10 protein-coding genes are annotated in these 13683 nt (G+C 57.8%); 5 read left to right on the forward strand and 5 right to left on the reverse strand.

The window, feature by feature from the left end:
* Positions 1-164: 164 nt before the first annotated feature.
* A complete protein-coding gene (locus tag V5N47_RS05380) occupies positions 165-1271 on the forward strand; it encodes a DUF354 domain-containing protein (RefSeq protein ID WP_338729834.1) in 1107 nt (368 codons plus the stop codon).
* Entirely contained in the window at positions 1268-2263 is a 996-nt protein-coding gene (locus V5N47_RS05385) for a glycosyltransferase (protein WP_338729835.1), read from the forward strand. Before V5N47_RS05380 ends, V5N47_RS05385 begins: the two co-directional genes overlap by 4 nt.
* Before the next feature lie 10 nt (positions 2264-2273).
* On the opposite strand, the gene V5N47_RS05390 is transcribed toward V5N47_RS05385, so the two are convergent.
* The gene (locus V5N47_RS05390) at positions 2274-3209 is read right to left on the reverse strand and encodes a polysaccharide deacetylase family protein (RefSeq protein WP_338729836.1); all 936 of its coding nucleotides are present in this window, start codon (positions 3207-3209) and stop codon (positions 2274-2276) included.
* Positions 3210-3403: 194 nt separating this feature from the next.
* Here V5N47_RS05390 and V5N47_RS05395 point away from each other — a divergent pair, with 194 nt between their 5' ends.
* The 3 genes from V5N47_RS05395 to V5N47_RS05405 all read left to right on the forward strand — a co-directional run bounded on the left by V5N47_RS05395 (position 3404) and on the right by V5N47_RS05405 (position 8426).
* Positions 3404-5296, forward strand: coding sequence for a hypothetical protein (locus V5N47_RS05395; protein ID WP_338729837.1), 1893 nt, complete (start codon positions 3404-3406; stop codon positions 5294-5296).
* Positions 5297-5402: 106 nt separating this feature from the next.
* The gene (locus V5N47_RS05400; protein WP_338729838.1) at positions 5403-6989 is read left to right on the forward strand and encodes an alkaline phosphatase family protein; all 1587 of its coding nucleotides are present in this window, start codon (positions 5403-5405) and stop codon (positions 6987-6989) included.
* Positions 6990-7112: 123 nt separating this feature from the next.
* Positions 7113-8426 carry a hypothetical protein gene (locus tag V5N47_RS05405; RefSeq protein ID WP_338729839.1) on the forward strand — a complete coding sequence of 438 codons (1314 nt, stop codon included), beginning with the start codon at positions 7113-7115 and terminating at the stop codon, positions 8424-8426.
* Positions 8427-8483: 57 nt separating this feature from the next.
* Here V5N47_RS05405 and V5N47_RS05410 read toward each other — a convergent pair whose 3' ends face one another.
* From V5N47_RS05410 to V5N47_RS05425, 4 genes are all read right to left on the reverse strand, one after another.
* A complete protein-coding gene (locus V5N47_RS05410; RefSeq protein ID WP_338729840.1) occupies positions 8484-10013 on the reverse strand; it encodes a flippase in 1530 nt (509 codons plus the stop codon).
* Positions 10014-10204: 191 nt separating this feature from the next.
* On the reverse strand, positions 10205-11350 hold the full coding sequence (locus V5N47_RS05415; protein ID WP_338729841.1) for a GNAT family N-acetyltransferase: 1146 nt from the start codon (positions 11348-11350) through the stop codon (positions 10205-10207).
* A gap of 163 nt (positions 11351-11513) precedes the next feature.
* Positions 11514-12317, reverse strand: coding sequence for an FkbM family methyltransferase (locus tag V5N47_RS05420; RefSeq protein ID WP_338729842.1), 804 nt, complete (start codon positions 12315-12317; stop codon positions 11514-11516).
* Positions 12314-13603 (reverse strand): ATP-grasp domain-containing protein, encoded by a 1290-nt coding sequence (locus V5N47_RS05425; protein ID WP_338729843.1) that lies wholly within the window; start codon positions 13601-13603, stop codon positions 12314-12316. Before V5N47_RS05425 ends, V5N47_RS05420 begins: the two co-directional genes overlap by 4 nt.
* Between the last annotated feature and the right edge of the window lie 80 nt (positions 13604-13683).

Below are 13683 nucleotides of genomic sequence, written 5' to 3' on the forward strand. Positions count from 1 at the left end.
AACCGGTTCAAACACAACGAAGAGCACCACTCGTTGAGCAGTGTTAGCCCAGACGTGACCGTCGCAGGGAATCAATAACAAAAGGCGAGGGCTGCGTCTGAACGACAAATGAACTGTATACACAACCACTGGAGCCAGCCTCGTCATCCAGTGTGGGGAGCACGATGAAAGTCCTTTTCGACGTGAACCACCCAGCGCACGTCCACCTGTTCAAACACGCCATCTGGGAACTCGAAGCGGACGGCGTGGAAGTGCTCGTCACCTCGCGGCACAAAGAGATGACCACCGAGTTGTTAGACGCCTACGGCATCGACCACGTCCCGCTCTCAGGGCGACGACCCGGCACGCTTGGGCTGTTCGCAGAGTGGGCCATCCGCGAAGCTCGGATGCTGAACGTCGCCCGCAAGTTCAAGCCAGACGTGGTCGTTGGCCGACTCAATCCGCCGCTCGTCCACGTCTCGAAACTCCTCGGTGCGCGGAACGTCATCGTCATGGACACGGAGATCAAGTCCGCGGCAATCGACCGTGCGTACTCAGTGTTGACACATCCGTTCATCGACGTCTACTGCACGCCACCGAGCATCGAGCCGCCGACCGACCGCATCGACCACCACCTGATGGACTTCCAAGAGCTTGCGTACCTCCACCCGAACTACTTCACGCCCGACCCAAGCGTGCTCGAACGCTACGGCGTGGCAGCGGACGATACCTACTTCGTCCTCCGATTTGCGGGCTGGGACGCCTTCCACGACGTGGGCTTTAACGGCATCTCACCTGCGGGAAAACGCGAACTCGTCGAGTATCTCGCCGCCCACGGCAACGTCTACATCACGAGCGAGGGGGACCTCCCCGACGAGTTCGCAGAGTACGCACTCCCGCTTCCGTCACACCTCGTCCACCACCTGCTCGCGTTCGCAGACCTCTATGTGGGCGACTCGGGCACGATGTCCTCTGAGGCCGCCATCCTCGGGACGCCCGCCATTCGCGCAAGTTCAATGGTGAGCCACGACACAGAGAGCATCTTCTATGAACTCGAACACGAGTACGGTTTGATGTTCGCGTACGCAGACGAACAAGCGGCACTCGAAAAGGCAAAAGCGCTGGTCGAATCGCCCGCGACCGAAGCCGAGTGGCACGCAAAACGCGAACGCCTCCTCGCAGAGAAGGGCGACGTGACGACACAACTCGTAGACATCATCTGGGAGGCGGGAAACGCCGCGCGCCCCGCACCCGCAGACGCCACGCAGTCTACACCGGAGGCGCAGCTATGACACAACAACTGCTCATGCCAGAAGACGACGCCGTACAGGACGACGAACAGCTCCGGGTACTGAATCTGGTGACGAGCCGCGAATCGACGTTCTTCAGACAACAGGTCCGCTCGCTCGAAGACCTCGGTGTCTCGTGTACGAACCTCGCCGTCTCCGCAAAGCGCCCAAAGACGAACGAGAAGACCGAAAACCGACCGGTCACCGACTACATCCGATTTTTCGGAACCGCGACCAAGGAGTCGTTCGGCGAGTACGACCTCATCCACGCGAACTCTGGGCTGATTGCGCCTGCGGCGGTGTTCCAACCGAACCTTCCCGTGGTCCTCTCGCTGTGGGGGTCCGACCTGATGGGGCGATTCGGCCCGATGAGCAAGTTCTGTGCCCGGCGCGCAGACGAGGTCATCGTCATGTCTGAAGAGATGGCTGAACTGCTCGACCAGGACTGCCACATCATCCCCCACGGCGTTGACACAGAGCGGTTCAAACCCATGGACAAAGCCGCCGCACGCGCCGAACTCGGCTGGAACCAAGACGAGACGTACGTGCTGTTCCCGTACGCGGCCTCGAAAGGCGTGAAAAACTACCCGCGCGCAGAGCGCGTGGTGGACGCCGTCCGCGACCAGTTCGACGGCACGCTCAACCTCCAGACGGTGTTTCGGGTGCCCCACGAGCAGATGCCCCTCTATATGAACGCCGCAGACGTGCTGTTGCTCACCTCACACAGAGAGGGGTCGCCAAACGCGACCAAAGAGGCGCTCTCGTGTAACACGCCCGTCGTCTCCGCGGCGGTTGGTGACGTGCGCGACCAGCTTCGCGGCGTCTCGCCATCCGCGGTGGGTGAAACCGACGAAGAACTCGTAGACGGCTTGCTCTCGGTGCTCGAATCGAAGCAAGAACCAAACGCCCGCGAGAAGGTGCTTCGGGAGATGAGCGCAGACCGAATGGGTGAACGTATCCACGACGTGTACGAACTCGCACTGGCGAAGCGATAACGACGGAAAATCAGGAGGACGTGACCGCACGGCTCGCGTCAGGCAACGTTTCTATCTGTTCATACAGGTCGCGTGGCGGGCCAATCCACGCGCCGAGTTCCTGTGCGTACTCGATGATGCGTTTGTAGAGTTCACCTTGCCCGGGGAAATCGCGGGCTGCAAACTTCATCGGGTGCCACAGAATCGTCATCACAGCCTTGTTTGCTGCGGCTTCGTCAAGCACGGCTTTGCACTCGCTCCACGCGTATTCGAAGTCCACGCCGGGGTCAGGAATGGCGTTCTCCATGAACGTAAGCGGGAACACCACGAAATCGTCGTCGAACGGGCGGACGATGTGGTAGCCGTGCTGGAAGCCGTACTCGCTGCTCGACCCGAGCGAAGCGTCGTATTTGAGGCCGAGGGCGGCGTGGTACTCCCACGTCGTTGGAAGTTCGAGATTCAGGTAGTGCTGGCGGCCGCCCGTGATCTCGTGGCCGAGGATGGCTTCGAGCGTCTCTTTCTCGTAGGTGAGCCGCGCGAGGTCGGTCGGCGAGTCGTAGGAGCCGTGAATCCCGACCTCCCAGCCGCCGTCGTCTAAGCGGTGGATGACGTCCACGATGGCCGGGTCGGTAATCGCGTAGCGCCCGGCGTAGAGCTGCCAGCTTTTCGGTCTGAGCCACTCACGCGGGTGTTTGTCACCGAACAGGCGTTTTTCGTTGAGGAAGTAGAACGCAGAGCGCACCCCAAGGTCGGCTTCGAGTTCCATGATGGTCTCGAACTGCCAGTAGGGGTTGTTCCCCGGCAACAGGGTCTTCAGGTGATACGGGTCACGGTTTTTGAGTGCGTAGTAGAGCGACTGGTAGCCTTTGTAGGGCCGGTCTACGTCGTGGGTGAGACAGAGCCAGAACGTCGGGTCGGTCGAGTTGCCGTCGGCACGCTCGGGGAGCGTCCGAGGTTGATGAGTCACGAACGTCATTACACGTGTATATTCTGCGACACACACGCCTATTGTTATACGGTCAGTTCCCAGAGATCGGATTGAATTTAGGCGGCTGAGCGGTATCCGATCCGCAATTCAGCGCAGACTCGCGCTCGGATGATGCTGGTAAGAGACCCATAACAAAACGCGAAGGGAGATAATCAAAACCAAGACAACCAGCTATGAGCGTTATCACTCGAACGTTGCGAATACGAGGAACGATAGAGGCGTCTTCGACTCAGGTGCGCGCCAGTAAACTCGCCCTGGCTGTGGGATTTATCGCGTTCTGGGTTGCGGTCGTTGCAGCCTACAACGCACCTGCAACAGCCTACGAACTCTCGATTTACGCCGCAACACCTGATCAATTCTGGGCTGGCATCGCTACTGCAGTCGTCCTCGGGCTGCTCGTTGCATGGTTTGTAGCGCCCGAAAATGGCTTACGAAACCTCGCAATTGCACTCGTCGTCGGATCCATCCTCGCGGTTGCTGCACTCCCTATCATACGTGGCTATTTCTTTCTCGGTGCAGGAGACTCGCTCACACACCTCGGCTGGATGAAAGATATCGCAAATGGCGTTCTCAACCCGCTAAACTTCCTTTATCCGGGAATTCACACTTCCACGGTGTTCATCGAGCGCGTGACCGGGATGTCGCTAGAGCGGGCAACGCAGTTCCTCGTCCTCTCTTACCTCCTCGTGTACGTGACGTTCGTCGGACTCACGGTCCGGCTCATTGCGAAAACCAAGTATGCATTGCTTTTCGGGCTGTTATCAGGACTGCTCGTTTTGCCGATAAACAACATCAGTGTCCACCTGATGGCCCACCCCAGCACGGAAGGGATTTTCTTCCTGCCATTGGTGCTCTACGCGACGTTCCGCTATCTCACCAAACCAGCAGAACCATTCAGAGTCTGGCGACTTCCAATAACGTCCTCGGCGGTCGTGCTCGCAGTGGTTCTCACTGCGATCTTACTGATTCACCCACAAGTGACGGGGAACGTCATTCTCATCTTTGGGTCGATTTCGTTCATGCAGCTTGCATTCCGTCAATTGCGCAGTGAACACCCCCTCAGTCAGCACCGGGCGCTCTTTGGACACACCATCTACCTCATCACCATCTTCTTGCTGTGGGCGCCACGAAACCCCCGCACGACGAATACAATCGACACGTTAACGAACGCCATCCTCTACGGCGTGTCCTCAGGGAGTGCAATCGCGCAGCGTGGCTCAACGCTCACCGAGCTTGGTGGCAGTCTCCCAGAACTGTTCTTCAAGCTGTTCTTGCTCAGCCTCGCGTTCGGGATTCTCTCTGGGATGGTCATGCTACTGAGCCTCGGTCGAAAGTTCGCGCGGGAGTATCCCGTCGGCGATGGGATTGTCAAATACCTCACTATTTCGATGGTGCCACTGTTCGGGATGTTCCTGCTGTTCTCGATTCTGCAGGGATCCACCCAACGTTTCCGCTACATCGGTTTCGTCATGGTGTTGCTCACGATTCTCGGCGCAGTCATGCTCTCGTGGGGCTTCGACTGGCTCTCACAGCGGACGACGGGTACTCGTGTGTTGCGAGCAGGCGTCGTCATCGCGTTCCTGTTGATGTTACCGCTCAGCACGATGACGATATTCTCTTCGCCGTTCATCTATCAGCCCACACAGCACGTGAGCGAGGCAACATTCAACGGCTACGAGACTGCCTTTGAGTACCAAGATTCGTCGATTCCGTTTACGGGCATTCACAGCGGGCCATCGCGATACGTCCACGCAATCTACGGCTCTCCATTCACCAACGAAGAGGAAATCGTTCCAGGAGCAAAAGCGGAAGTGCCAAACGCTGGATTCGCAGTAGGCAATCTGACGACATACTATTCGTCTGATCGGTACATCATCTACTCAGATTCGACGGAGCAACGAGAGTTAGAACTCTACGAAGGCCTCCGCTATCCTGCGGTCGGTTTCACTGCCCTTGAGACGACCTCGAGAATCGACCAAGTCCACTCCAATGGAGAGGTTCGCGTCTACCTACTGCACCCGAATACAGCGCCTAACGTGACCGAGAATTCGACGGTGACAACGTAACTTCTGCATAACAATATGACACACCACGGTATAAAAATCAAGAACACGCGAAAATGCGGTTCCGATGTTCCACAAACAGAGTCAGAACCCAACGCAGTCACTCATCATGAAAACAAATACTGAACTGAACTCGAGAGCATTCGTTCTCGGACTAGACGGGGTACCGTGGGATTTGCTAGAAGAATGGGTTGGAGCGGGGGAGCTCAAGCACTTTGGAACGGTGATGCGAGAAGGGACGGCAGGTCCGCTCACGAGCACAGTTCCAGCAACGACACCACTCGCGTGGCCCTCGATTGCAACGGGCGTCAGACCCGATAAACACGGTATCTACGGGTTCCGCCGGCTCACGGAAAACTACACGCATCAGGTGTACACTGGCAACGACGTGAAACAGCCTGCACTCTGGGAGATGCTCTCACCGGCTATCGTTGGGAATGTGCCGATGACCTACCCGGCGCGTGAAATCAACGGAACCATGGTCGCCGGGATGATGACGCCACAGATTGGTGAGGGGTTCACCTACCCTCAGTCTCTCAGCGACGAGATTACGACCCGGATTCCAGATTACCAAATCGCTCTCGATTGGAGCCAGTATCTGAACTCGAAAGATGAATTCCTGCCAGATTTGAACGCTCTCGTCCAGAATCGCAGAGAGTTGATGCGTCTGCTCATGGCAGACGATGACTGGCGGCTGTTCTTCTTCGTGTACACGGCCCCAGACCGCCTCCAACACATCATCTGGGAAGAGGACATCCTCCTCGAACACTACCGGTACTTAGACGATATCCTCGGTGAGGTCATGGCGTACGTCGAGGATCACGATGCGACGCTATACATCGTCTCCGACCACGGCTTTGGCCCCATCGAGAAGAAAGTCGCAGTCAATCGCGTACTCGCAAACGAGGGGCTGCTCACCCAGCGAAAGCAAAAGGGTGTCCGTGGAACACTCTCGAAGCTTGGAATCACCAAAGACGGCGTGATGGGTGTGCTATCCCGGCTTGGCATCGACGACGAGATGGTCGTCGATCACCTCCCGCAATCGGTGACGGCGCAGGTTGCAAAACAAATCCCCGGTGCACACTTCCTGTTCGATGTCGACCACGCGAACACGACGGCCTTCGTCTACTCGTTCGGTCACGTCTATGTAAACGACACGCGGAGATTCGAACAGGGAATCGTCGATCCGACAGAAATTCCGGCGGTCAAGCGCCAGCTCAGGTCGGTGTTCGAAGGGCTCACCGACCCTGAGACTGGCGAACATGTCTTGCGAGTGACCGATGGTACAGTGGAGTACCCCACGGATCCGACTGCACCAGATCTCATCGTCGAGCCACTCCCGCGGTACGATATCGCAACGGCACTCTCAGAGGAGGTCTTCACGCCGACACCAATGGCAGGAAACCACCTACCAGAAGGAATCTTCCTCGCGTGGGGTTCCGACATCGCTGCCGGCAGTCAGCCAACCGACGCAACTGTCTACGACGTTGCACCGACCGTCCTCCACGGGCTCGGCGAAGCGATTCCCGATAATACCGATGGACGAGTCCTCCGTGAAATCTTCACGCTCAAATCCATTCCCGCAACGGCCGAAATACGCGAAAAAGCGTACGCCAAAGGAGAGGTCATTGCGACCGTAGATGAGGATTTCTCCGATGTGGAGAATCGTCTCCGTGGGCTCGGCTACATTGAGTAACGCTTCCGAGCCCTAAATGACCGCAGTCTTTCACTTTTCGGTTAGCTTCGCAATAACAATACGAGCACTCACGCTAGTAACGCTATGACCTCGAGAGCGGGGTATCGACCGAGTCGACGCGATGTGCTTCGGCTTGGCTCTGCAGCACTGGCAGGTGCACTTGCCGGGTGCTCTCTTTCTAACACCAATAGCGGCGAAACGACAACTCCGTCTGGAAAGCAATCAGACGCGCCCCTTTCACCTGATGGGGCAATGGCGTATACGAACGACCAGTTCGAGACGGTCATCAATATGGTTTCAGATGCCGGTGCAGACCCATCTGGACAAACCTCGATTCTACCGCTCCTCAAGGAGTATGCAGGCGATGACACTGTGTTGTACTTCCCGAGTGGAAGATATCTGATGGATGACTTATGGGCGTTCCCAGCGTTCTCGAATTTCGGTATCGTTGGCGAGCCGGCGACGATCGTTCCCCCCAAAGGGTACAACAGGTACTTGTTCAATATCGGGTCGGTAGAGGATGCATCGGGAACCGGTTTTTTGTTTGAAAATATACATTTCGACTTTCGTGCGAAAGCTACTGCACCGCGACCGATTCAGGTCGCGGTCACGGACGGTCTCGTCGTTCGTGACGTAATCGTAATGGGATTATCCGGAACGGTTCGCTTCGATGTGACCACTGAAACGGGAGCAGGTGTCATAGAGCGCTTGCGAGTTCCCGATGGTGGAAAAGAGCCCAATCCAACAGGGCTTCTTATCAGTCCAGAAAACCGTGGTGAGTTGACGATTACCGACTGCCACATCGCTGGGTTCCCGGGAAACGGACTCTATGCCTCCGGTTCGGTTGGGCCAATAAACGTGATTGGGGGATCCTATTTCAACAACGGCATTGCCAACGTTCGCGTTAGTAGCCCCGCCGTCGTTCGTGGCGTCCATGTTCGCTGTGATCGCGCCCCTGAAGGGTTTCGGAATATGCGGGGGATTCGACTCCGTGATGGTGATTCCGTGCTGGTCGAAGACTGTACCATCGAGATGATTGACGTTACCTACAGCGAGGGCGCCATTGTCATCGAACCGCTGATGAAATCAGCAATCATACGGAATACGGACATCCTCACGACAGCGGATAACGTTCTCGGAATCAACGCAAAAACGCTCGAAACGCCGGATGAAACAGCACGTATTCTGTGCGAGAACGTCAAGATTTTCGGGTCGGCACAAAACGATGCCGCGATTCGGATTGTCGACCGAGATAATTGCGTCTTCGAGAACCTCAGTATCGTCCAGTCCGGTGCCAACAGAGACGGTGTCCAATTGCTTCGTTCGAATAATGCGATTATTCACGACGCGACGATTTCGGTGACGCGAACTCCAATCCTCGTCGAGGAATCGACTGGGCTCAACGTCAAGAACGTGACCACTTCTCCCCCGAGATGACGCGTGGAGACTCGTTTTTCGAGGCGGTCTATGGTTCCGTGTTGCGGCGCTGAGACGCTACTCTTCTACGGACGCTGGCAAGTAGTTTCTGAGGAAGGTGAGTTCCTTCCCAATCGACTTCTCGATGAATTCTAAGAACACGGCGTCCTCGGGCTGGAGGCAGCCAGCGAGCGTGATGACGACGAGTTCTGCGAGGCCGATGCCGATGACGAAGGCGACGAACGTGAGCGGCGTGAGCGTCATCACCGTCGAGAGCAGGTAGGCAATCGGTCCGAGGACGAGCGGCACCACGAGATAGGTAGTGACGGTGATACGCGAGAACGGCGTGATGCCGAATTTCACGTGTAAAATGATGGAGACGACGGTGTTGCGGGCGACGTAGGCGGCCGTGGTGGCGACTGCTGCGCCCACGAAGCCGTAGCGCGGAATCAGGTAGACGTTCAACAGCAAGTTGAGCGTGAGCGTGATGATGTCCGCGAACAGCATGTGGGTCGTGTAGCCGAGTGCGGCGAGCGTCGTACGGTTGTGGCCCATCGCGGCGTCCGTGAGGAAGCCAAGCGAGAGGATGGTGAGCGCGAGGCCTGCAGGGGCGTATTCGGGCGAGAAGAACATCGTGAGCAGCTCACTTGAGAAGATGAACACGGCAGCGAACGCCGGGAAGGAGGCGATAAAGCCCCACTTGGTCGTCACCCGGTAGATCGAGGAGATGTCCTCGTAATTGCCCTCAGAGTCGAGCCGCGAGACGATTGGCAAGTAGAGGTAGCCAAACGCGGAGACGAACAGCATGAGGCTGCTCGCAAGCGGGTAAGCGGCGTTGTAGAGCCCAACCTCCGCAGAGCTGCGGAAGAAGCCGACCATGAGCGTGTCCATCTGCGTGAGCAACACGGTCAGGAACATCGCAAGCGTGAGCGGAATCGAGTAGGCGACGATTTCGCGGGTGTGGGTTTTCACCGGGCCGAACAGCGGGACGAGCCGGTTTGCGAAGTAGTGGACGACGAACAGCCCAAGCACCGAGGCGATGGCGTAGGCGTAGCCAACGGCGATGATGGAGAAGCCAGCAGCGAGAATCCCGATGAGTAAGAGTAGCCGGACACCGGGGCGGATGAGGTCTTCTGCGTAGAATTTGTACTTCGTGTTCTCCATGCCTCGGAGGAAGCCAACCCCGATGTTGACGCCGACGTTCACCGGGATGAGGAGGATAAAGATGGTGAGAAGGTCTGTTGAGACGGCGTCGTCGAACAGGTACGTCGTGAGGAGGTCCATGTTCAAAATGAGCGCCACTGCCATGAGCACGCTCGTCACCATCGACGCGAGCAAGCCAACGAGCCACACGCCCCTAATTTCCTTGGGGTCGTCGTAGCGCGAGACGAACCGTGGCATCCCGTGGTTGAGGCCGATAAGCGAGATGGTCAGCCCAACCGAGAGGATTGCGAGCCCGAGGGTCACCTCGCCGTAGACGGCAGGTGTGAACGTTCGGGCGATGACGATGCGCTCTGCGAATCGGGATATCGAAGAGAGTCCGACTCCGAGGAAGATGAGCGCCGAACTCGCGAGGAGCGCTAAGAGGTTATCATTCTTTGCAGACATATTCTGACAGCTGACACCGGTTTCTCGCGGGACCATCGGTCGCACGCGACAGCTGGTGTGGGCACTGTATGGCTAGATACACTCCGATTCCACATTTCGTTATTCGTCGGCTACCAGCGACAGTCAGGATTGTTTCAGCCGTTACCGGCCGCCAAACGGTCGAAGAAGGCGGTGTCGAGCAAAACAGGCGCTCAGCCGAACAGCCGTTCGCAATACGACATGTTCCAGCCGAGTGGGTTCACGAGCGCCGCCTCGATGCCCGGCCGTGTGGGGTCAAGCCCGCCGAGCGGGCAGACGAGGAACGACGACGCTTCGACGAACTTCGAAAGCGGGTAGGAGTTCCAACGGGCGAAGCCGTGGGCTGCGAGGATGCGGTGGGGGATGACGTTCCCCGTTGCGCTGATGTGGTCGACGAAGTCGAACTCCGAGGTGAGCCGCGAGAGAAGACACGAGAACGCCGCTCCGAGTTCGAAGCCGCCTGCGAGCGGCAGGATTTCAGTTAGGTGTGCGGTTGTTGGTCCAGCAGTGGTCGGTTTGAAGCCAACGACGATGGCCGCCTCTCGCACGCCATTGCGACTCGCAGAGTACATGACGAACTCTGTATCCGGCTCTGCAAACCGCCAGTTGTAGAACGTTGCATCGCGGCAGATGTGTGGCTGGTCTGTGTGAACCGTCGCACAGATTTCGAGGAGGATGTCCGTCCGAACCGAGTCGTGGCGCGTGACGATGATGTCCTTGTCCGTGAGCTTGAGCATGTCCTGTACCCGGTTTTTGAGCATGCCAACTGGGTTTGCCACCTTCGCACCGAACTGGAGGGCTGGCGGATGGTCGTCGGTCGTAAACGCCGTGAAATCGTGAATCCGCTCGTACTTGTCGAACTGGCCGAGGTTGTGGTGGGTCCACCGCTCGTCGTTCATCTTCATCATGCCCCGGCGAGAGGGCTCGTTCGCGTAGGTAAACGTCGCGGCGTAGTCGTCCCAACACTCGTCTCGCATCCACTCGTACATCTTCGTCATCAGCCCTTGGCGGCGGTGGTCTGGGTGGACCATCAGGTCGATGAGCTGGAGCGCCATGACGGTCTGGTCGCCGACCTGAATCGGGAGGGGTAACACCGGCCGAAAGCCACCTATCTCGCCGTCTTTCTCCGCAACGATGATGGGAACGAAATCGACGTATGGAAGCTGTTTGTACTTCCACGCGAACCACTCTGGCGTACAGCCGCTGAACGCGAGGTCATACAGGTCGAGAAACGCCTCCCGGTCTGTGTCTTCGTACCATCTAATTGAATAATCGCCGCTCGTGGAGTCGAGACTCGATGCCGTACGTGGGACGGACATATAGGGGAACGTTCTGTTGGAACCGGAATAAGAATGAATTTCCTAACGAATGAGGGGTTGAATGGGAAAGAAGAGCTTAATCGACCGCAGTAACCCGCGTGTCGAGAATCGGGTACCGGACAGACACGACGGGCACTCCGTCGTTCGTTTTGTCAGCCGACATTCACGAGTGGCGACCCGCCCGCACGTAGTAAACGCCCTCTCGACTCCCCGCGGGCGTTCCAAGGTTCGTGAGGGTGAATCCGGCGTCCGTGAGGAACTGTTCGACCTCCTCGACCGTCGTCCCGTAGCGTTGTGGGCACTTTTCGGTGTGGAGTTCTGCGTAGATGAGGGAAACGTCTGCGAGCGCCGCGCCCATTCCTTCGAGCACTTTCAACTCCGCGCCTTGGACGTCGATTTTCAAGACGGTGGGTGCTGGAATCCCCTCGGCGATGGCCGTCTCGCCGCGGCGACACTCGACTGACAGCCAGCCGTCGGGAGCGAGATAGTGGTGGCCAGCCCCCGCCTCTGTGCCCTTCGCACGGTCGTCTGCGGACGCCAGCCGTCCGGGCCCGTCTTCGTCTGAGAGCGCAACCGACGTGGTTTGCCATCGCTCTGCGGGGGCGTTTGCTTCGAGGTTGGCGCGCAGTCGGGCTTCGTTCACTGGCTCCGGTTCGAAGCCGACGACGACGCCGGAGGTGAGTTTGTTCGCGATGAAACAGGCGTAGATGCCAACGTTTGCCCCAACGTCCCAGACGACTTCGTCGCCGTCGAGTTCGGCAAGGAGTGCCGAGAGAATTTCTTCTTCACCAAACAGCGTCGTCACCCGCTGGTATTCGAGCAGCGATGTGGTCGCAAACTCGGCGGTGACGTCGCCAACCTGACCGCGATGGCGCCACCCCTTCGGGGCAGCCCGCACCAGCAGGTAGCTTTTTCGGGCGAGCGGGGCGAGACCCGCGGCCTCGACGAACTGCCAGACCCGGCTCATCGGTCGTAGACGGAGATACCTTTCTTCCGGTTCGACCGCACTTTAAGCGAGCGCGGGATGAGCCCGAAGAAGGGCAGCGGGTCATCGAGGTTGAGGAACACATCGCGCGTCGTGAAAAACGACGTAGTGAACGGGATGAGTGCTTGATATTGGTTGCGCGAGAGTTGCTCTCGCAGCCACATGATGTCCGTGTAAAACAGCTTTCGCTGTTTGACGTCAGTTCGGTAGTCTGGCTCCGGAAGCGTCTGCCAGTTGGCGACATTGACGCCGCCGCTCGTTGCCATGATGGGTTGTTCGATGGAGGGGGGCTCGAAGGGGAACTGGCCGGTCAACTGCTTGTAATGGAGCCATGGCACGTCAACACCGCTGTTTATCGTGAGCGCGAGCGACCCCCAGTAGCGGCCGTTGACCTCAAGCAGGTAGAAGTCGCCGTCGGGCATCTTCATGAACTCGACGTGTACTGGCCCGTTCCAGTCGAGCGCCCGGACGATTTCGTCTGCGTAGACTTTCATCCGTGGCTCCCACGTCCCCTGTCTGACCGCGCCGATACCGCCAGAGGGCGGATAGACGCGATATTTCTTGTGCTGGAAGAACGTCACCAACTTGCCTTCGTGCGCGAGGCCGACCGTCGCCATCGTCTCCACACCGTCTACGAACTCTTGGACAAGTGGGTACTCGAACTGGCGTCCCGACCACTTGCCGATAATCTCCTCGAAGCGTTCGACGAGGTCTTCGTCGGGGCCGACGTAGTTGACCCCCGACATCCGATTGGTCGTAGACTGGCCGCTGTCGGTGGTGAACGTCGTCCGGCGGGGTTTGATAACGACCGTGTAGTCGCGTTCGTCGTCTATTTTCGCCACCTCTTCGAGCGACTGGGGCGAGAACGTCTTCGGGCTCGGGATTGGGAGCCCTTCTGCCAGCTCGAACAACCGCTTTTTGTCGTTCGCGTTGAGGTGGGTTTCCCAGTCCTCAGCGCCGACTTTCGTCCCCGTCGATTCGAGTCGCTCCTTGTGTCGCGACAGAACCGTGGTCATCACGTCCGTTACGGGGAACACAGCCGCGTAGTCATTCGTGGCTAAATGGTCGTACAGATGGTCAACAAATGCAGTTTGGTCTGCTGAAACGTCTGGATAAATGTACGACCCCTCAGTGTACTTAGAAAGCATGCCGGGCAGGTATTTTGTGTAGCCACCCGAAACCACTGAAACCCCCTTCTCCCCAAGCGTCCGACACAACGCCAGTGAATTCGGCCCTTGTCCATCAAGGACGAGAACTTTGTGTCCCATTACACCCGCATATACAGTGTAATATTGCTTAAGTAGTAATCACATATACATGAGTTTCATCGCGAAGCCAAACACTAACA

The sequence above is a fragment of the Haladaptatus sp. DJG-WS-42 genome, assembly GCF_037198285.1.
Lineage (GTDB): Archaea > Halobacteriota > Halobacteria > Halobacteriales > Halococcaceae > QDMS2.